Raw genomic sequence first — 20,022 nt, 5'->3', positions numbered from 1 at the left:
CGATGGTTTCGACCGAGACAGCGTCGCTGACATTACCCGTCATTGGAATGACGTGCGCGTCCTGTCAGCACCATGTCGAAAGCGCTCTCATAGAGACGGCCGGTGTGAAGTCGGCGCATGTTGACCTGATGGCGAATCGTGCCCTCGTGGAGTTTGACCCAGCCGAGGCATCGGCCGAGCGATTGGTGGACGCGATCCGCAAGGCCGGTTACGACGCCGTGCTTCCCCACAGCGGAGCAACCGCGCCACGTGGCAAGGATCCTTCGCACGGAAGAGCCGAGATCAAAGCTGCGGCAACCCTCGTTGTCGGCGCACTCGCGATGCTGGTGGCCATGCCCATTGGCACGCAGATGGGTTCATTGGATCACCTGTTGATGGGGATACTGCCGTGGCTCTACCAGACGTCGCCGGACGTTCTGCGCTGGTCGCTGCTCATCGTTACCGCGGTCCTGATGGCATGGGCGGGAAGTGGGATCTATGTCGCGGCTGCTCGTGGCCTGGCGCACGGCGGCACCAATATGAACACGCTTGTGAGCCTGGGAACCGGCGTTGCATTCGCCTACTCGGCGTACGCCACGGTTTATCCTGCACCGGATCGCCAGGTTTACTACGATGCAGTTCTTCTGATCCTTGGCTTTCTGCTTCTTGGCAAAGCACTCGAGGCGCGAGCCAAACATCGCGCCTTGGCAGCCGTCGATGCCTTGGGCCGTCTGCGCCCCTCGACAGCCCGCCGCATTGTGAATGGCGTCGAAACCCTTGTGCCGCTTGAAGAAGTTCGCATCGGTGACAACGTGCTTGTTCTTCCCGGCGAACGATTTCCGGTAGACGCAAAGATTACAGAAGGCCGCACCAGCGTAGATGAGTCAATGCTGACAGGCGAGGCGATTCCGCAGCCGCGAGAAGCTGGGGAGCGCGTTTTGGCTGGCTCTCTCAATTACGACGGCGCCATTGTATGCAAGGCCGAGTCCCTGGGCGAAGATACGGTGCTCGCCCAAATAACGCGGATGGTAGAGCAGGCTCAGTCGTCGCGAGCGCCAACGGAGCGGCTGGCCGACCGCACCAGCGCTATCTTCGTACCGATCGTTCTCGCGCTATCCGTTATCACTTTTGCCGTTTGGATGGTTACGACGCATTCTGTTTCGATGGCCCTGGCCACCACTGTTTCCGTGCTCGTGATCGCATGCCCCTGCGCCATGGGTCTCGCAGTTCCGGCCGCTCTGACGGTGGCGGTTGGCCGGGGTGCGCAGTTCGGGGTGCTCTACAAGGGCGGAGAGGCGTTGGAGCGGCTTGCCAACCTCAACGTCGTCATCCTCGACAAAACCGGAACCCTTACCGTCGGACGACCCGTCCTTCAAGCGGTCCGCCCGGTCAAGGGATACAGCGAGGACGACCTTTTGCGCATGGCTGCTGCTGCGGAGGAGCGCTCGAATCATCCCCTGGCCCATGCCGTTGTCGATTGCGCGCGGGCTCGCGCCATCAAGTGGGAACCTGCCGAAGAGGTCGTGGTGATTCCCGGCCGCGGCGTTGCCGCCCGCGTAGAGGACTACAACTGCCTCCTGGGAAACGAGGCGTTGTTTCAGGAATCGGCGATTCGGTTCCCCGACAGCATTCCTCCTGCAAAGCCTGGAGTTACCCGCCTCTGGATCGCGCTCGATTATCAATCGATCGGCTGTTTCGATGCGAAAGACTCCCTGCGCCCTGATGCCGGCGGAGCCATCGCCGCACTGCAGCAAAGCGGTCTTCGCGTGATGATGCTGACCGGCGACTCCGCCGCAGCTTCCGCGCCCATCGCCAACCAGGCCGGCATCGGCGAAGTTGAAGCGGGGCTGGATCCGGCAGGGAAACTTGCGCGCATCCGCACCCTGCAGCAACAAGGTCTTCGCGTCGCCATGGTCGGCGACGGCATCAACGATGCGGCAGCCCTGGCCCAGGCTGACGCCGGCATCTCGATGGGCAGCGGCGCCGATCTCGCCCAGGAGGCCGGGGACGTTCTGCTCCTGCGTGCGCAACCATCGGCGCTGATCGCCGCAATCGACCTGGCAAAGTCTACCGTCGGCATTATGCGGCAGAACCTGATGTGGGCCGCAGCGTACAACATGATCGGAATCCCCCTGGCCGCCGGATTGCTGTATCCCGCCTTTCACATCCTGTTGAGCCCCTGGATCGCGGCAGCTGCGATGGCCATGAGTTCCGTAAGCGTCCTGGCAAACAGTCTTCGGCTCAGGGGATGGCAGCCGCGCCCGCTGCCCGCCGCAAAGGCAAGCTAAACTAGCCTTAGAGCCCTGACCGTGCGCATCCTCACCCGGTATATCCTCGGCGAAATCCTCTCCTACGCATTGATCGGTTGCGCGGTCTTCACCTTCATTCTCTTCATGCGCGATCTGAACCAGATCCTTGAGGCAGTAGTTCGCAACAGTTCAACCTTCGACAGCATCGCGGAAATATTTGTCTATAGCCTCCCTAACACCTTGAAGGTCACCATCCCGATGGCCGTCCTTGTCGGCATCCTGCTGGGGCTCAGCCGCCTGGCCGCTGACAGCGAGATTATCGCCATGCGCGCGTCCGGGCTGGGCATTGGGTACTTTGTACGCGTCGCTTCGATTGTCGCGATCGGCGGAACGCTGCTGGGGCTGGTGAATTCAGTCTTTGTGGCGCCCCGCGCGAACCGGGCCATTCTCGATATGCAGCAGGAACTGGAAACCTCCCAGGCTTCGTTTGAGATTCAGCCACGCGTATTCTACGAAGATTTCCGCAATGCTGTCCTCTACGTCCAGAACGTAAGAGGCGGAACAGGGGCCTCCAACTGGGACCAGGTCTTTATGGCCGACGTCAGCGATCCTGGGAATCCGATCATCACCACCGCCAAATCTGCGACTGTGGTGAGCGACTCTTCGCAGGAATTGATGATGAGACTCCGCGATGGTTCGCGCCACGAGACGGTTGCCGGCCAGCCGCAGCAGTACAACATCTCGACTTTCAAGCAAACGGATCTGCCCCTGTCACTCAGTCCGCAAAGCGAAACGCACCTCGGCCGCATGGATACTGCGATTTACGCCCTGCCCCTGTCGACCCTCGAGGCGCGAACACACGGTCCTGATGGCAGAAGATTCCTTCTCGAGTTGTACACAAGATTTTCCTATCCGGCGGCGTGCCTTGTTCTGATGCTTGTTGGCGTTCCTCTCGGAGTGATTTCGCGGCGCGGAGGAAAAAGCTCGGGACTGGTCTTTACCGTGTTGCTGGTCCTGCTCTACTACATCCTTTCGTATACGGGTATAGCGCTCAGCCGCCAGGGGAAGCTCCCGCCCTTCCTCGGTGTGTGGATGGCCAATCTCCTCTTCGCGGCAGTCGGCAGTTTCCTGCTCTGGCAGATGGCAAGCGGCGGGCGTGTCTTGAGCGCCATCGCAGGCCTCGCGTCGCGCACTCCCAAGCCTCGGCTTGCAATCAAATCAAACGGGGCTCATCTGACGGAGCTTCTCGAAAAACTCCAGCCCCGCACCGTCCGCCTTGTTTCGCGCGGTCTGTTCCCGCGGCTGCTCGATGCCTACGTTGTGCGTGAGTTCTTTGGAATGTTTATGCTTGTGCTGGCCAGCTTCGTCATGCTGATGCTGGTCTTCACATTCTTCGAGCTGGTTGGCGACATCGTTCGCAATCACGTCGCACTTGCGACAGTAGGCGCTTATCTTTTTAACCTGGCTCCCAGCATGGTCTATTCCATCACACCTCTTGCCGTGCTGATCGCCGCGCTGGTGACCTTCGGGGTTCTCAATCGCAACAGCGAAATCGTCGCCATGAAAGCCACCGGGATCAGTCTCTACCGTCTCATTATCCCGATCGTATCGATCTCTGCGGTGCTGGCCGTTTGCTTGTTCCTGTTCGACGACTATTATCTGCCCTCGGCAAATCGCCGGCAGGAGGCTCTACGCAGCACAATCAAGGGCCGGCCGCCGCAAACATTTTTGCACCCCGAAGAAAAGTGGATGTTCGGACAATCTCGCCCGGGCGAACTGGGCCATATCTTCTATTACCAATTCTTCGATTCGTACAACAATGCATTCGCCAACCTCTCGATCTTTGAGTTCAATCCAACCACATTCGCTCTTTCCCGCAGAATTTTTGCTTCCCGCGTGGTCTGGGATGAGCAATCCGAAACATGGCGCTTCCACAATGGCTGGGTGAGAGACATCGAGGGCAATAGCCCGGGGTACAACGAATTCGGCAACACGAGTTTCGCCGAGATACACGAAGACCCGGACTACTTCAAGAAAGAAAACTGGCAGTCCCAGGAAATGAACTTTGGCCAGCTGAACAGCTACATACGAGATCTTCGCCAAAGCGGCTTTGACACAATGCGGCTGAGGGTAGCCCTGTGGCAAAAGCTCGCCTATCCGCTGATTGCTGTGGTCATGTCGGTGCTGGCAATTCCTTTTGCGCTCTCGATGGGGCGTCGCGGATCGCTCACGGGAATTGCCGTCGCCATTTCCGTCGCTCTCGCCTATTGGGTCGTGAACGGGCTGTTTGGCGCTCTGGGAAATGTGAATTACTTGCCTGCAGCGTTGGCGGCGTGGTCTCCGGACGTGCTTTTTGGCCTTACCGGCGGCTATTTGCTGCTCAGAACTCCCACCTGAGGTCGAGTCTCGCGGCGCTCGCCGGCCATTCGGCGGTACCCATCATTCCTCGTACAATAGGATATGCTTCGAGAACTGGGCCCGCTGCTCAGCTACATGCGCCGCTATCGATGGGGATACCTCTGGGGCACTCTCGCGTGCATCGCGACGAATGTGGCCGCCGTGCAGGGGCCTCAGATTCTGAAGAAAACCATTGACGAATTGGAGCGCGGTGTCTCGCACGAGCGCATTGTTTTTCTCGCCTGTGTGTTTGTTGCCATCTACCTCGTCAAAGGTCTCTTTCTCTACGCTCAGCGCTGGATCTTGATCGGCATCTCCCGCGAGATCGAATTCGATCTACGCAATGACCTCTTCCTGCAATTGGAACGCCAGGACGCCAGTTTCTACCAGAAATACCGCACCGGCGATGTCATGGCGCGGATGACCAACGACCTGAATGCAGTGCGCATGCTGCTCGGTCCAGCATTGATGTATAGCGCCAATACGGTTTTCTTCACGGTCGGTGCGCTCTACTTTCTGCTCCGCATCAGCCCATGGCTAACCCTGGTGGCATGGGCTCCCATGCCGCTCGCCAGCATTCTCGTCCAGTACTTCGGAAGGAAGATCCACGATCGCTTCGAGAAGATTCAGGAGAGTTTCTCCGAAATCTCTTCGCAAGCGCAGGAAAACTATTCAGGCGCGCGGCTGGTGCGCGCATTCGGACGCGAACAGTCGCAGATGAGCCTGTTTGAGAAGCTGAACCGCCAGTACATCGCGCGGGCCCAGGGTCTCGTTCAGCTCATGGGAATGTTGTGGCCGACGCTGGAGTTCATCCTCGGCATTGCCATGATCATTACTCTCCTGGTGGGCGGCCACGAAGTGATTGCACATCGCATTACGCCGGGCGAATTCGTAGCCTTCAATACCTACATGATTCTGCTGATCTGGCCGATCATTGCGGTGGGATGGGTTGTGAATCTCTTCCAGCGCGGAACTGCCTCCGTCGCGCGTATCGATGAGATCCTGCGTGCCCGCCCGGGCATCGATGACAGCTCCGCCGATCCTGCGATTCCTGCCAACGCCGTCTTGCGTGGCGATATAGAATTCCGCGATCTCAACTTCAGCTACGGCGATACGCAGATACTCCGCGATATCTCGCTGAAAATACCTGCCGGTTCGAGCTTCGCAATTGTGGGACCGACAGGTTCTGGCAAAACCAGCCTGGTCAACTTGATTTCGCGACTCTACGAAGCCCCCGAGGGCTCTCTGCTTATCGATGGCCGCCCAATCCGCGCATATCCGCTGGAAACACTTCGGCGCAATATGGGCATCGTACCGCAAGAAACATTTCTCTTCAGCGAAACACTCAGAGAAAACCTGGCTTTTGGCGTGCCTTCAATCTCTGCCGAAGAGTTGCTCGAAGCGGCGGAGGCAGCGCACATCCGGCGCGAGTTTGAGGAATTTCCGCAGGGATTTGAGACCATGGTTGGGGAACGCGGCATGACGCTATCGGGCGGACAGAAACAGCGTCTGGCAATTGCGCGCGCTCTGCTGCGGCGACCCGCTATTCTGATCCTGGACGACGCGCTCGCGAGCGTTGACACCTATACCGAAGAACGCATTCTGGGTGGACTGCGCAACTACACCGCGACTGCCACGACGATTCTTATTTCGCATCGAGTATCGACTGTACGCGATGCCGACCAGATCGCGGTGCTCGATCGCGGCATAATTGTCGAAGTTGGCCGCCACGATGCGTTGCTCGCGTTGGATGGCTACTACGCTGGCCTCTACCAGAAGCAGCAACTGGAAGAAGAGCTCACCGTCGCCGGCTGATTACGTGATTCCGAGAATCTTTACGATGACTCGCTTGCGGCGCTGGCCGTCGAACTCCGCATAGAACACCCGCTGCCACGTGCCCAGATCGAGCCGGCCGTTCGTTACCGGCAGCGTCGTCTCGTGGTGCAGCAGGAGTGATTTGAGATGCGCGTCGCCGTTATCTTCACCGGTCTGGTGGTGTTTGTAGTCGGGCCGTGCTGGCGCCAACTCTTCCAGCCACTTCCCAATGTCCTCAATCAAGCCGCTCTCAAGGTCGTTCACATAGACTGCAGCCGTAATGTGCATGGGAGACACAAAACATAGTCCATCCTTCACCCCGCTGCGCTTGACGATCTCTTCCACCCGGTCTGTAATGTGCACCATCTCACGGCGCTTTCTGGTCTCGAACGTCATGTATTCCGTATGACTCTTCATTGTTGGGCTCCTCGGACATGCGGTGCTGATCGCATCGCCTGGTCACAACATTTATCCTAAAGAATGCGTGACCAGTATGAATTCAAACGAAGCGGAAGCCTTCTCGCAACGTGGGCTTGACCAGCTCGCAGCCGGTTCCGCCGCCGAGGCCGTTCAGAGCTTTCGTGCGGCAATGACGGTTGATCCCAATTACGCCGAAGCCCATCACGGACTCATCCGCGCCCTGCGCGATGCCGGCCGGTTCGAGCAATCCATTGGCGCTGCCCTCGCTCTGACCGCTTTGACGCCAAACGATCCACTCGCCCACACCGCCTTGTCGATTTCGCTCCAGCGGGCAGGACACATTCCGGAGGCCGAAACTGCGGCCGCGCGCGCCCGCATTCTGGAGTGGAAGGCGGAGCTGCAATCTTCTCCTGATAAGGATGGAAGACAGTGATGAGTCGGCACTCGACCGATCCCGCGCGACGCTTACGCAGGATGCACGATGAACTTGAGCGTGCCTACGGTCCACAACGTTGGTGGCCCGCTGAGACGCCCATAGAAGTTATCCTTGGCGCTTACCTCACGCAGAATACCTCGTGGAAAGCCGTCGAAGTGTCTCTTGCCAATCTCCGGAACGCAGGCGCGCTCAACGTCGAAGGACTCCGCGCCCTCTCCATCGAACATCTGCGAGACTTGATCCGTCCGTCGGGCTTCTATACCCGCAAAGCGCCGGCTATCAAGGCATTCATCGCCATGCTCGATGCAGAGTTTGGAGGATCGCTCGATAAATTGGGCGATACGCCGACTGCAGCTTTGCGAGATCGGCTGCTCGCGCTGCCAGGCGTTGGTACTGAGACAGCCGATGCGATTCTGCTCTATGCGCTCGGCCATCCCGTTCCGGTCGCAGACGAATACCTGCGCCGCATCGCAGTCCGTCATGGCCTTCTTGACCCTGCGCCAGGAAAGAATCGCAAGGGTTACGAGGCGCTCGTCCAACTTACCCGCAGCGCCTTTGCCTTCGACCCTGACGCGAATTACGCGCAGCTTTTTAATGACTTCCACGCGCTCACAGTCGCCGTTGGCAAAGCGTACTGCAGAAAGACTCCCGATTGCGCGCACTGTCCGCTTGCAGCCGATCTGCAGATGTCCCGGAAAGAACAAAAGAAAGCGTGAAGCGCAACTCCAGTCTCAGGCTCACCGCTTGCCTGATCGGATGTTGTTGCCGCAGAGTTGCGCCAATTATCCGATCGCGACAACAGAAAAGGCCCACCCCGGTTCGGGTGAGCCCTTTCTCCACTGCGACGCGATCCAGGGAACTCGTACACTTTGCGATTTAATTAACGTTCAGAAGAGTTGAACCGGTCACGCCTTTGAGTGTTGCGTTGATGTTCGTCTGCCCGTGGCTTGCGCTGGATGCAACTCCCTTTTGATTGATCACCGCAACGGTGGGAGTCGACGAAGACCAGGTCACCACCGAGGTGATGTCCTGCGTCGAGCCATCGCTGAACAAGCCGCTCGCAGCAAATTGCTGCAGAGCGCCGAGTGCGATGGTTGGCGTCGCCGGCGTCACCGCAATGTTCTGAATCGTTGCATTCGAGATGGTCAGTGAGGCTGTTGCAGCCGTCTGACCATTGATCGAGCCGGTAACCGTCACCGAGCCGGCTGCCACACCGGTTGCAATACCTTGCCGGTTGATCACCGCATCCTGGTAGTTCGAGGTCTGCCAACGAGCCGATGCCGTAAGATCGACCGTCGTCACGCCATCGCTGAATGTGCCAATCAATGAGAACTGCTGCGTGGTGCCGACGGCAATCGTCGGAGTGGCTGGATTAACCACCAGCGATTGAATCGTCATTGACGTAATGGTGAGTGTGGTTTGTCCCGTGATGCCATTGAGCTTTGCGTACACCGGCACGGGTTGTTTGGTGGCTTTCTTGGTGCGCAGCACGCCGTTTCCGTTTACCATCGCATACCTCGCTGAGCTGGTATGCCATGAGACGCCCGAGAGGACAAGCTGTGAACCGTCGCTAAAAGTCCCAATCGCGGTTAGCTGAATCCTCGAGCGCGGTGGCGCAATCGGATTCGAAGGTGTGATGGCGATTGAGACCAGCGTTGCCGTAGTCACGGTCAAGCTGGCGGAACCGCTTAGGCTGCCGGATGTTGCAGTAATTGTGGTTGCGCCGGCACTCAAGCCGCTCGCCAGGCCACCTCCGTTGATCAACGCGAAACTGGCATTCGATGAACTCCAGATAACCTGCGCAGTCAGATCCTGCGTACTGTTATCCGTAAAGGCGCCAGTCGCTGTGAACTGAACGTTGCCGTTGATGCCCACTACCGTTGTCACCGGTGTGACCACGATATTTGCCAATGTTGCAGAGGTTACGGTCAGCGATGCGGTGGCCGTCATGGATTGATAGCCGACAGTAATCGTTGCTTGACCCGGAGCAAGACCGGTGGCAAGCCCGTTCGTATCGATTCCTGCAACCGAAGGCGAAGACGAGAGCCACGAGAGCCCGGCCGTCACCGGCTGGATGCTTCCGTCGCTGTAGACCTCATTTACTTCGAATAGCTGCGTGGTTCCGCTTGCGATCGAGGCGGAGGTTGGAGTGAGTTGTAGTGACTCCGCCACAGCTGCCGTGACGTACACGGTCGCGGTATCGGTCATTCCGCCGTAGCTTGCCGTAATCGTGACCGGGTTGTTGTTGCTGTTGGCAACGCCCGTTACGACACCGGTATTCGGATCTACAGAAGCAAGAGTCGAATCGGAAGAAGACCAGGTCGCGCTCGTGAGGGTCTGCGTTGTGTTGTCGCTATACGTGCCCGTCACTGCCAACTGGAGCTGACTGCCGGCCGGGATGTATTGGCCATCCGGCGAGATGTCGATCTCCGTCAGCACTGCCGCGGTCACCGTCAGCGTTGCAGGCACTGACGTCACGGCTCCCGAGCTTGCGCGGCGGTTACAGTCGCAGTTGCCGAACCTGTCGTCGATCCAATCGTTGCCGTGATAGTCGAGCTGCCAGCGGCGACGCCCGTCACCAAACCCGTGGAGTTTACCGTCGCATAAGAGGTACTGAGAGCATTCCACGTAACCTGGCCGGTCACATCGTGTGAGCTGCCATCGCTGTAAACGCCGAGTGCGGAAAGCTGCTTTCTCTGTCCGGACGCGATAGAGAATGCGGCAGGAGTAACGGTGATTGAAGCAATAGGGTCCTTAGATGTCCTGTACGCTCAGGGTCTGGGGATCACGCACACGCTGCATCAGGAGGGCAGCAATCAGCATGAAAACGCCCCCGGCAATGATGGCGTAGATGCGATTGTTGTGCAGCATGTGGATCATGAACCAGCCGAAAAACAGCGAAGCCAGAATTTCGGGCGTCACAATGAAGAAGTTGAAGATGCCCATGTACACGCCGGTCCGGACAGGCGGTAGTGAGGCCGCGAGCACTGCATATGGCATCGACAGAGTGCTGGCCCAGGCGATGCCGACGCCGACCATGGTCAGCAGCAGTACATATTTGTTGTGAATGACAGCGACCGACATCAGGCTCAGCGCTCCACAAATCAGGCAGACAGTGTGCGTGTTCTTGCGCCCGAGTTTGCGGGCCAGACCAGGCAGCGCAAATGAGAAGGCGAAACAGACAATCGAGTAAATGGCAAAACAGTTGCCGCCCCATTCGACTCCTGCTTGGTAGAGCGGCGAACTCGTATCGTTGGCTCCGAAGACATTGTGTGCCACGGCGACAGGAAAATAGAGCCACATACAGAAGAGCCCCAGCCACGTAAGCAGTTGCACGGGGCCGAGCTTGCGCATGGTGTCGGGCATTTCGGCGATGGCCGCGAATATCTCACGCGCACTCGCGGCGAGACTTGTCTTTTCAGCTTTCGCGCGGCGAAACGCTTCCATATCCTGCGGCGGATATTCCTTGGTGGTGACGATCGTCCAAAGCACTGCGCCGATGAAAGCCACGGCGCCCACGTAGAACGAAATGCGCACGACGGTTGGCACCGCGCGCGTGTCTCCCACTTTCTGCTGCATGTGGAAGACGTTCGTGAGGATGTAGGGCAACGCCGATGAAAACGATGCACCGAGCCCGATGAACAGACTTTGCATAGCGAAGCCTGCGGTGCGCTGGCCTTCCGGCAGAATGTCGGCAACAAACGCGCGAAACGGTTCCATACTCACATTGATCGAGGCATCCAGAATCCAGAGCATGCCTGCGGCCATCCACAGCGCCGATGCATTCGGCATGAAGACAAGCATGAGTGAGCTCAGGATCGCGCCGGCAAGGAAGTACGGACGGCGGCGACCCAGACGCCCCCACGTATGGTCGCTCGCGTGGCCGATGAGCGGCTGAATCAGCAGTCCTGTCAGCGGCGCGGCGAGCCAGAGAATCGGAATCTGGTCTGCTCGCGCGCCCAGGTATTCGTAGATGGCGCTCATATTGGCCATCTGCAAGCCCCAGCCAAACTGGATGCCGAGGAAGCCGAAGCTCATGTTCCAAATCTGCCAGAAGCTGCGCTCGGGCTTGCGGAAGTATGTGACAGTCTTCGCGCCCACCGGTTCGGTTTGTGAAGTGGTCATGAGTTCTTCCTACCGGGCTTGCTTTTGAAAGATGCGAGCCTCGAACGCGTTCAGCGAGATAAACGGAACGGCTTCAGATTCAGGTTTCGAGACTGGAAGTTCGATCTCCTTCCAGTTCCCGGCGGCTTCCACGCTTCCGCGAAATGGCGTATTCGACAGGTTCACGGCGATCAGGAACTCCTCAGAGCCCGCACGACGCAAATACGTAACCACATGTTGCTCGTCGGTGTTGTGCAACCAGATAGTTGCGCCTTGCTGGAGTGCTGCATGTTCGCGGCGTAAGGCTGTCATGAATGCGTAGAACTTTGGATACTCCGGATGCCACTTCTCGGAGCCCCAGAAGATTTTCTGGGGCTCGAAGAGCGCCGGATCGCGCGACTGTGTGGAATCGCCGACCTCCATGCCGTTGTAGATCAACGGCGTTCCATTCAACGTGAACATCAGCGCCGACGCCGCAATTGCGCCGGGAAACCCGTAACGCGTTACCGCCCGCAGCTCGTCGTGGTCATCGCTCATGCGCATGTGCAGCGCGCCCTTGGGAAACAATGCGTCCTGCTGCTCCATCATGTCGTGGACTTTGGTCGCAGGCTCGCCGTTCATTGCGATGTCGTCGACGGTGTGCAGCATGGGCCATGCGTAATCGATATCGAATGCGCTGCGCAGCAGTTCCGGTTTCGATGCTTCGGCCAGCATCATGATGTCCGGCTTTACCTGCTCAAGTTCCTTGCGCGCTTCTTCCCAGAAATCCGTCGGAATCTCGTCCGCGGCGTCACAGCGATAGCCGTCCAGGTCGAAGTCCTTTACCCAGTACAGGAGTACATCGGTCATATAGCGGCGCAGCTTGGGATTGGAATAATCAAGCGCCGCGACGTCGGTCCAGTCGTAGGGATAAGTCACGCGGCCTTCCTTATCCTTTTTGTAGTATTCGGGATGCGCCATCATGACGCTGTCCCACGCGGTGTGATTGGCCACCACGTCGATGATGACTTTCATCTGCCGCTTGTGCGCCTCCTCGACCAGCCGATGCAGGTCTTCCCTGGTGCCGAGCGCGGGGTCGATCGCGTAGTAGTCGCGAACCGCATACGGACTTCCCAGAGAGCCTTTCTTCTTTACCTGGCCGTCGGGGTGGATGGGCATGAGCCACAGGATGTTCACGCCCAGCTTGTGCAGGTCGTCGAGGCGTGCGGTTACTCCGTTCAGATCGCCCGAGCGCGAAAACGAGCGCACGAAGATTTGATAGATGGTTCCCGACTTCAGCCATGCGGGCGATGGACGAGCCTGCAGCGTGGCAATCGCAGGATCAGGCTGCTGGGCGAAGGTTGAACATCCGGCTCCAAATGATGCGGCAAGAAAACAAGCGAGTGCAAAGTACGGCCTCGACTTCATAGCGGGAAAGCATAGCATTCCCGAGGCTTATGCCGCCATAGCGATGAACACGCTCATCGGGCGCTGGCAGGTTTGCGGCGAAGTCGGCGCGAACCCAAGAGCCGTTATCGCCGCCTTCTGGACTTGGCTGGGCGTCTTCGCCTTTGCGCCGGCTTAGTCGCCACGTCGGAGGCGGGCGCCATACCTGCATCGATGCGCTTCGTGATGTGGTCCTGGATCCAGTGCGGGTCCCACCACTCTTTGGGGTCGATCTGTACGCCGTCAAGCTGCATGGCGAAGTGAATATGGTCTCCGCCGGCCATGCCCGTCATGCCGCTCTGGCCCATGACCTGGCCCCGCTTCACCAGGTCGCCTTCGTGGACGTCGATGTGGCTCATGTGGCCGTAAATTGTCTGCAGGCCATAGCCGTGATCGAGCACAATGCAGTTGCCGTAGATGCCTAGCGGCGCGGCCCACACGACGCGACCGTCGTTCGATGCCTCCACGCCGACATGCTGCGTGACGGCAAGGTCGTAGCCAAGGTGGACCTGCTGGTCGATCTTCTTGCCCTGGTAGATGTAGTTGCGCAGATCGGCAAAGTTCGCCTCAGCCTGCGAGTGCGGCTGGCGCTGAAAGGTCTGCGTAAACAGGAAGTGATCCGCTGTTTTGAAGCGTAAATCGGATAGCGTCTTGTTGTTTGACTTGCGCATCTCGGTATTGATCCTGACGAAGCGCGTGACCATGTCGCCGGAGCCGTTTGGATCAAGCTCGCCAACCACCTTCTGCATGAAAGCCTCGCTCACCTGCAGGTCATGGACGGTGTAATGAGGCTGCTCCTTCTTGGGGAAGATGACCGTGATGGGGCTGGTTACATCGTTGCCCGCGCCGTTCGAGGCAAAGACAAGCGGAATCGTACCCTGCGGCATATTCCACGCAAAGGCGAATAGCGAGAACAGGCCCGGTTTGCCGCCCGGCAAGGGCCACGCGCGGTACGACTGGTCGCCCACGCGCACTCCGGCCGACGTGTAGGCTCCCGATACATTGAACGTCGCCAAGTCGGCCATGCCAATGTAGAGATAGTGCTGCTCCGAGTCGACGCTCATCGTCGGCGGCTGTGTCACCACGGTTACGTCGCGCTCAATGCGTGATGACTTGTGCAGCATGCCACTCGACGTCGCCTCGACGACGAGCTTTGCCTTGCCGTCCTTGAGCTGCGGCGTGGTTTTGACGCCGGCGGTGAAATTGAACGTCGCTTCCTTTGCCTTGGAGGGCTGCGACATCTGCCAGACGGGATAACTCGCGCCGTTCTGCTCGACGGTCGCGGAGACGCTGCGAACGCCGTGCGGATCGGTGACGTGAACGCTTACCGGCGTCGCCTGCCCAATGGTGGTCACGGGCGTTGGCAAGTCAATCGCGGGTGCGGAGGAACAGCCCACGAGAATGGCAGTAGAAACGAGGGTTACAAGCGGAAGTACAAAACGGAGGACTTTGCGCACATCTCATTCTAGGTCGGCGGGGTTGTGGATCGTACGCGGAGGTGTTTCCGAAAGAGTGACGTCTGGCGGCGAACTCTTCGGGGCACAGATTCCGGCAATCGAGTGCTGCATCACAGCCGGTAAGATATATGCAACCATTTGGTTGCCCTTTACCCCCCCCCTCCCCCCTCCCTACCCCTCTATCGAGTACTTCGCTGGAATCAGCGACTTGCGGAAGGGAGGTGGATGCAAAGTCGTCAAGCGAATAGACTTAGCCGTAGATAATTCATAGCAAAGCACTCAGACGACCTGGCACCACTGCGGGAGGAGATCGGCTGTGGGCGGAAACTCGCCATAGTGTTATTGTGCTCCGGAAGCGGGAAATAACCTGCAAATGGACAGCGAAAATCGTGCGCGTAGATTCAGGGACTTAGCGGAAAAATGAGTGCAAGGGGCTTGACGCCTGGAGCCGGAGCGTCTGCTGGACGTGCTTCACCGTCGGGAATTAGCTTTGTTGTCGTTAAGAGGACGGGCAAATTGGACAGACGAAAATTCATGGCAACGAGCACCGCGGCAACGGCGGCGATGGTGGGACCAGGAAGTTCGATTGCGCGCGTGTTGGCAGCCACGGACAATCCATCAACTCGGCTCGATCCGCTGCGTCATCGTTTCGGCGTCAACTATACGCCCTCGCATAACTGGTGGTTCTGCTGGAACGACTGGGATTCCGATCCGATCAGGCGCGATCTTGATGCGATCGCTGCGCTGGGCGCGGATCACCTGCGCATCCTGCTGATCTGGGCGTTCTTCCAGCCCAATCCGAAGTGGGTCAGTCCGGCGCATCTCGAGCGGCTCGATCAACTCGTCACGCTGATGGGCGAGAGACACCTTGATGCGCTGGTCACCGTATTTACAGGACAGCTGAGCGGCTGGTACTTTCTGCCGCCGTTCCGTCGGCAGTCCGATGGGTTTTTTACGGACCCGATGACGCTGGCCGCGCAGGAACTTTTCGTTGGCGAGCTGGGGCGGACGCTTTCCCGCCACGACAATCTCATCGGCTTCGATCAAGGCAACGAGATCAACACCTGCTGGGAGGCGAAGTTAGAGGTGGGCGACGCGTGGATGAAGCGGATGTTTGCGCAGATGAACGCAACGCTTCCCGGCAGGCTGCATGTGAACGGAGTCGATCACAAGCCATGGTTCGCCGATGACACGTTCTCTCCGAAGGCGCTTGTCGCCGACCAGGTCATGCCGGTGATGCACTGCTATCCGTTCTGGACGGGCGCGGTGAAGTATGGCGGTGCGATGGATCCGCCCAGCGTGAAGCTGCTGGCGGCCATGGCGGCGCTGATCCGGTCGTACGCGGGGACGCAACAGAAGCCGGTGTGGGCAGGCGAGTTCAACACCTGCATCAAGGAACTGACCGACGAGCAGCAGGCGGAGTGGCTCGACAAGGCCGTGCACGCGGCGATCGAGCAGGGTGTGAGCTGGTTCAGCTACTGGGATAGCCACGATGTCGATCGCAAGTACGACTTCAACCCGCTGGAGTACACGCTCGGCCTGCTCACCAACGACGGAAAAGTGAAACCCGCTGGCCGCGTCTTCAAACAACTCGCCGAAACCTATCGCGGCAAGCCGGTTGTCTTTCCAACCGCAACTTTGCCGCCGCCTCCGTCGCCACACACGCTCGATAGCAGCTGGCGGTGGATTCTGGATTGGCTGGGATGGAAAGGGAAGGCATAGGGCGGCAACTCAAATCTACTGTCGGTGGTGACGGCCCTCCCCGGTCCCCAAATGCGAGGGACCGGGGCCACCCGCCAGTGTTCAGGGTTTGTTTGAGCGCCCCCGCGATCAGGGCTAATGGTATCGCGAGATCATGAGGTCTGCTCGACGAGACGTACGAAAGCCAGCACCAGGGTTAGCTCGTCCAGTGCTCGAAGGTACGAATGCTGCCACCCATTGCAGCTTCCTGCTGCTACTTGGGCCTGTCACGGGAACACACTAATCTGCTCGGCGCTGTGGGGTCCGTCAGCGGCTATCCTGTTTGTTGAGAAGTAACTGACTGGTTGTCACTGGTTGTCCACTGGTTGTCCACTGACTGGTTGTCCACCATCCACCCAGAACGATTCTTAGGGGATTGACGCTCAGCGATAATGTGAGTCTGGGGCAAAACATGAAAGAATTTGGCGTTTCTGAACTCGTGTTGCGCATAAAGACTCTTGAAACCTGCCATGGGACCCTGCAAAATGCGGATACTCTTGGGAGATCAGTTTGCAATGACGACTTTCTTGAGATCTTGGGCAAAATTTTCGGTGGCCTGAAGTCGGCCTGCGAAAATTTAGGTACAGATTCAACATTGGTGGTCCACCTTGACGCACTATCAAAGTCTTTCGCGGAGCACTCGGCGGACAGACGAGAAGCTGTGATCCTTGCGCAAATCGAAGGGGTTCTGGATGCAATCGCGCACAATCTTTCAAAGAAGAAGTTCCTCTTCTTTTCGGACGAAGAGGCAGGCTTTTACAACAATTTCCGCTTATTTGGTGAGTCTTTCAAAGACAAATATTCCGTAAATGCTTTTCGGGAAAGTCTTTCCGCTGGGAACTGCTACGCAGCGAGTCAATACACAGCCTGCGTCTTCCATTGCATGCGTGTGGCCGAATATGGATTAAGGAAGCTCGCTGCTAATCGCAATCTTCGGGTCAAACTCACAAAAAACCGTCGCCCATGTCCGATTGATATGGCACTTGGCAGGACGTGATTTCGGCTATTCAAAACAAGATTAAGAAAATTCGCCAGCGCCCAGTCGGCCCCAAACGAGAGGAAGAATTACAGTTCCTTTCAAACGCCGCTGATCATTGCGAGTACATGAAGGATATATGGCGGAATGAGCTATCGCATACGCGTCGATGGTACAAGAAAGAGGAAGCATTGTCGGTCATTAACCGAGTAAGAGAGTTCGTGGTTGCGGTAGGAGAACATCGGAACAGCCCATTAGCGACTGACACAATTCAGCATCTTATTGACTCAGCAGTTGCGAAGTCCCAGCAGGAGCAGACGAATCAGTTCGACCGACTGGCCGCGCTTAAGGCAATGACCGCAGCGCATTCCCCAAAACGGAGCAATAGCTAAAAGCTGGTCCGATGCGGTTTGCGGCCTATTTGTCAGTCGAAATAGCAAGAAAGCGGACTCGGCGGGTGGCCCCGGTCCCGAAGATCGTTTTCAACCACGCCGAGGGTGCCCGAGCCTGCCCTGAGCTTGTCGAAGGGGTCCCTCAACTGGATAGCGCCTCGACATCGGGGCCACCCGCCGCATTGAATATTGAAGGTCCCAAAAACCAAAATCCCCGCCCTTTCGCGCAAACGGCGCGCGACGAGGACGGGGTATCTGGTCTCTTGGGCTTTACTTCCTGGGCCGCGACTCCGGCGGCACAAGACCTGCGAGGCGGTAGTACACAACGAGCTGGCCGTAGTGTTCACCGCTATGTTCGATGATGCCGTTTGCTATGTCGAGAACGCGCGATTTCTGCCCTGGGAAATAAACAACCTCCGTCGTCAGGCCCTTTTCGCCTTTCGACTGGAGGGCGGTTGCGCCGTCGGCGAAGGATTTCTTGACGAACGCAATGATGTCGGCCTTGGACTTGTATTGGTCGCGCTTCGGATCTTCTGCCGCGGGAAGCTTCAGCCCCATCACAGGATTCGTGAAGTAGTAGCATGAGCCCGCCGCGTGCAGCAACTGCTCGGCGAAGCTCCGCTGCGCGGGTGTCGGCTTGAAGTCGTATTTGTCCTCGGGAAAATCTTCGGCCATCGCCGTCAGCTTGCGGCCAATCTCATTCCAGGAATCGAGCACGACTTTCAATTCCGGATCGGCAGGTTTGATGGCTGCATCTTTCTTCATCGCGTCCTGGGCATGCGCGGGAAATGCGAATGCCAGCAGGACGATAGCGAGAAACGGGATTCTTTTCATTTCTTTCTCCATGATTGAGTTTCGCGAATCAAAACTTCAACTTCTTATTTCGCCTGCGCCAGCTCCGCAACAACTGCGGCAACTTTCTCGAGTGTCTCGTTCCAGCCCTCGAATTGACCGCTGTTCTTCGCGCTCTCCATGGGTTCATTGCCAATGTGGGTGAGCTTGGTTTGGCCGTTTCCGAGATCCTCAAAGAGGGTCACATCGTACGCACCCTCGATGGCCTCATCTTCTAGTCCTAATTCCGCAGGCTCAATCTTGTTTCCCTCCGAGTCGGAGAAGTACATGGAGGAAACGATCTTCTCGCACGGAACAATCTCGTGGTATTCAATCGCATTCCAGCCCTCGTACCCATCCGGCGCCTTCATGCAGAGGAGAGACTTTCCTCCAACGCGAACATCCATTTTGCAAACAGGCGAAGTAAAGCCCTTCGGGCCCCACCACTGCATTACATATTTCGGGTCTGTCCACGCCTTCCAAACCAACTCGCGTGGGGCATCAAAAACTCTTGTGATAACCATCCGCTCTATCTCGTTAACCGCGTCTTTTGTCATCTCTGACCTCCGTTTCTTTTCATTTCGTTGACTACCACTTCCAGCTTGTCGAAACTCTCTTCCCAGAACCGGCGATAGCGAATCGCCCAGTCGCTGACTGTCTTTATCGCCTCCGGCCTGAGCGTGCACACACTTTCTCGTCCACGCTTCGTCTTGATCACAATCCGGGCGCGGACCAGGTAAGCAATATGTTTTGAAATCATCTGCTGCGAAAGTGCAAACGGTTCCGTCAATCCATGCACAGAGGCAGGACCACGGGAGAGTCGTTCGATCATCGCCCGCCGGGTTGGGTCAGACAGAGCCGCAAACGTTGTACCCAATCTATCCACAACCGTATGGTAGTGGATTGTCGGTGAAAGTCAAGTGTGAATTTTGCGATTCCTGGTTTCTGTTCTTTGGTCTCTGAACCCTCACACCTGCGCCGATTTATGCTTCCCCATCAACAAGCGGCGCCCCTGGGCACGACTCGGGCGAACCCGGCAAGCTCGAGCCGCTATATTTGCCCAGAATGCGTCCAATGATCAACACGACAGGCAAGAGGATTCGTTGCATGGGTGGCGGAGGAATTAAAAGCAATTGTGTGTCGCGATGGCGCCAGAGCACATGGGCTAAATAAAAGATCGGTGGCCTGCCATCAGAGGCGTTCAGAACAGCGAACACCGCCTGGAGATAGCGATCCAAGTCCACCGGAACTACGTGGCCGCTAAACACCAGCAGATCGTCGCCCGCATTCCACCATCGATGAGGGCGGCCTGCGGGCAGGACTACGGTTCCCCCGGCAGGTACAACGAACTTGTCGTTCCCGATTTGAGCGCCGAGCGTACCTGCTTTCACGATGCCTTCCTCGTTTTCATGGAAATGCACGTGCAGTGGTGGGCCGCTCGTTCCCGGCGGCAAGGTGCCATCGAGGGTTAGAACAGTTTGTCCCTGAGCGTCGCGCATGCGGCGCATCACTAACACCTCGCCGGTATGGCGGTTTTCCAACCTCAGGAAGTTGTCCACGATTGATCCTTAATCAGGAATCGTACCAATTGGCCTGCCACCTGGCCCAGACGATTCGCGAAAGGGATGCGGAAGGTCGTTAGTCTGGGTTACCGGCAACGCGTCAGTTGCTTAGTGGAATGATCATCCCGAACACGCATGTGCAGTGGGGCGGTTAGGATGAAGCGATGAAGGTTAAGGCCGTAGAAGCGAAGGAATTCGATAAGGTTCTCAGAGCGATGCTGACGACCAAGCCGCTGTCC

The 20,022-nt window shown here is 57.8% G+C and carries 17 protein-coding genes; 7 read left to right on the top strand and 10 right to left on the bottom strand.

What is annotated here, in order from left to right; genetic code table 11:
• The first annotated feature begins 2 nt into the window (after positions 1-2).
• From WCA10_RS08825 to WCA10_RS08815, 3 genes are all read left to right on the top strand, one after another.
• Positions 3-2,267 carry a heavy metal translocating P-type ATPase gene (locus WCA10_RS08825; RefSeq protein ID WP_472822136.1) on the top strand — a complete coding sequence of 755 codons (2,265 nt, stop codon included), beginning with the start codon at positions 3-5 and terminating at the stop codon, positions 2,265-2,267.
• A 21-nt stretch (positions 2,268-2,288) separates the two neighbouring features.
• Positions 2,289-4,625, top strand: coding sequence for an LPS export ABC transporter permease LptF (gene lptF, locus WCA10_RS08820; protein WP_472822135.1), 2,337 nt, complete (start codon positions 2,289-2,291; stop codon positions 4,623-4,625).
• Positions 4,626-4,688: 63 nt separating this feature from the next.
• The gene (locus tag WCA10_RS08815) at positions 4,689-6,440 is read left to right on the top strand and encodes an ABC transporter ATP-binding protein (protein ID WP_472822134.1); all 1,752 of its coding nucleotides are present in this window, start codon (positions 4,689-4,691) and stop codon (positions 6,438-6,440) included.
• Here the strand turns inward: WCA10_RS08815 and WCA10_RS08810 are convergent, their stop codons facing one another.
• On the bottom strand, positions 6,441-6,857 hold the full coding sequence (locus WCA10_RS08810; protein WP_472822133.1) for a secondary thiamine-phosphate synthase enzyme YjbQ: 417 nt from the start codon (positions 6,855-6,857) through the stop codon (positions 6,441-6,443).
• A gap of 76 nt (positions 6,858-6,933) precedes the next feature.
• Between WCA10_RS08810 and WCA10_RS08805 the strand changes: the two genes are divergently transcribed.
• Both WCA10_RS08805 and WCA10_RS08800 read left to right on the top strand, forming a co-directional pair.
• Positions 6,934-7,293 (top strand): tetratricopeptide repeat protein, encoded by a 360-nt coding sequence (locus WCA10_RS08805; RefSeq protein ID WP_472822132.1) that lies wholly within the window; start codon positions 6,934-6,936, stop codon positions 7,291-7,293.
• Positions 7,293-8,012 (top strand): base excision DNA repair protein, encoded by a 720-nt coding sequence (locus WCA10_RS08800; protein WP_472822131.1) that lies wholly within the window; start codon positions 7,293-7,295, stop codon positions 8,010-8,012. Before WCA10_RS08805 ends, WCA10_RS08800 begins: the two co-directional genes overlap by 1 nt.
• A gap of 160 nt (positions 8,013-8,172) precedes the next feature.
• Here the strand turns inward: WCA10_RS08800 and WCA10_RS08795 are convergent, their stop codons facing one another.
• The 5 genes from WCA10_RS08795 to WCA10_RS08775 all read right to left on the bottom strand — a co-directional run bounded on the left by WCA10_RS08795 (position 8,173) and on the right by WCA10_RS08775 (position 14,282).
• Positions 8,173-9,735, bottom strand: a complete 1,563-nt coding sequence (locus tag WCA10_RS08795) for an Ig-like domain-containing protein (RefSeq protein ID WP_472822246.1) — start codon at positions 9,733-9,735, stop codon at positions 8,173-8,175.
• Positions 9,736-9,770: 35 nt separating this feature from the next.
• Positions 9,771-10,007: an Ig-like domain-containing protein gene (locus tag WCA10_RS08790; protein WP_472822245.1), complete on the bottom strand. Its 237-nt coding sequence runs from the start codon at positions 10,005-10,007 to the stop codon at positions 9,771-9,773.
• Between the two features lie 43 nt (positions 10,008-10,050).
• Positions 10,051-11,421, bottom strand: coding sequence for an MFS transporter (locus tag WCA10_RS08785; RefSeq protein ID WP_472822130.1), 1,371 nt, complete (start codon positions 11,419-11,421; stop codon positions 10,051-10,053).
• Between the two features lie 9 nt (positions 11,422-11,430).
• The gene (locus tag WCA10_RS08780; RefSeq protein WP_472822129.1) at positions 11,431-12,807 is read right to left on the bottom strand and encodes an alpha-amylase family glycosyl hydrolase; all 1,377 of its coding nucleotides are present in this window, start codon (positions 12,805-12,807) and stop codon (positions 11,431-11,433) included.
• A 104-nt stretch (positions 12,808-12,911) separates the two neighbouring features.
• Positions 12,912-14,282 (bottom strand): M23 family metallopeptidase, encoded by a 1,371-nt coding sequence (locus WCA10_RS08775; protein ID WP_472822128.1) that lies wholly within the window; start codon positions 14,280-14,282, stop codon positions 12,912-12,914.
• Between the two features lie 534 nt (positions 14,283-14,816).
• Here WCA10_RS08775 and WCA10_RS08770 point away from each other — a divergent pair.
• Complete coding sequence (locus tag WCA10_RS08770; RefSeq protein WP_472822127.1) at positions 14,817-16,004, top strand: glycoside hydrolase 5 family protein; 1,188 nt, start codon at positions 14,817-14,819, stop codon at positions 16,002-16,004.
• A gap of 430 nt (positions 16,005-16,434) precedes the next feature.
• Positions 16,435-17,019 (top strand): hypothetical protein, encoded by a 585-nt coding sequence (locus WCA10_RS08765; protein ID WP_472822126.1) that lies wholly within the window; start codon positions 16,435-16,437, stop codon positions 17,017-17,019.
• Positions 17,020-17,660: 641 nt separating this feature from the next.
• Here the strand turns inward: WCA10_RS08765 and WCA10_RS08760 are convergent.
• From WCA10_RS08760 to WCA10_RS08745, 4 genes are all read right to left on the bottom strand, one after another.
• Positions 17,661-18,224, bottom strand: coding sequence for a DinB family protein (locus WCA10_RS08760; protein ID WP_472822125.1), 564 nt, complete (start codon positions 18,222-18,224; stop codon positions 17,661-17,663).
• A gap of 44 nt (positions 18,225-18,268) precedes the next feature.
• Positions 18,269-18,778: an SRPBCC domain-containing protein gene (locus tag WCA10_RS08755; protein ID WP_472822124.1), complete on the bottom strand. Its 510-nt coding sequence runs from the start codon at positions 18,776-18,778 to the stop codon at positions 18,269-18,271.
• Positions 18,775-19,053, bottom strand: coding sequence for an ArsR/SmtB family transcription factor (locus WCA10_RS08750; RefSeq protein ID WP_472822244.1), 279 nt, complete (start codon positions 19,051-19,053; stop codon positions 18,775-18,777). Before WCA10_RS08750 ends, WCA10_RS08755 begins: the two co-directional genes overlap by 4 nt.
• 151 nt (positions 19,054-19,204) lie before the next feature.
• Complete coding sequence (locus tag WCA10_RS08745; RefSeq protein ID WP_472822123.1) at positions 19,205-19,780, bottom strand: cupin domain-containing protein; 576 nt, start codon at positions 19,778-19,780, stop codon at positions 19,205-19,207.
• Positions 19,781-20,022 lie beyond the last annotated feature (242 nt).

Origin of the sequence: Occallatibacter sp., from assembly GCF_049582745.1 — a bacterium.
Taxonomy (GTDB): domain Bacteria; phylum Acidobacteriota; class Terriglobia; order Terriglobales; family Acidobacteriaceae; genus Telmatobacter.
Note: the sequence above shows the minus strand (reverse complement) of the source record. Positions and strands in the feature narration are given on the sequence as shown.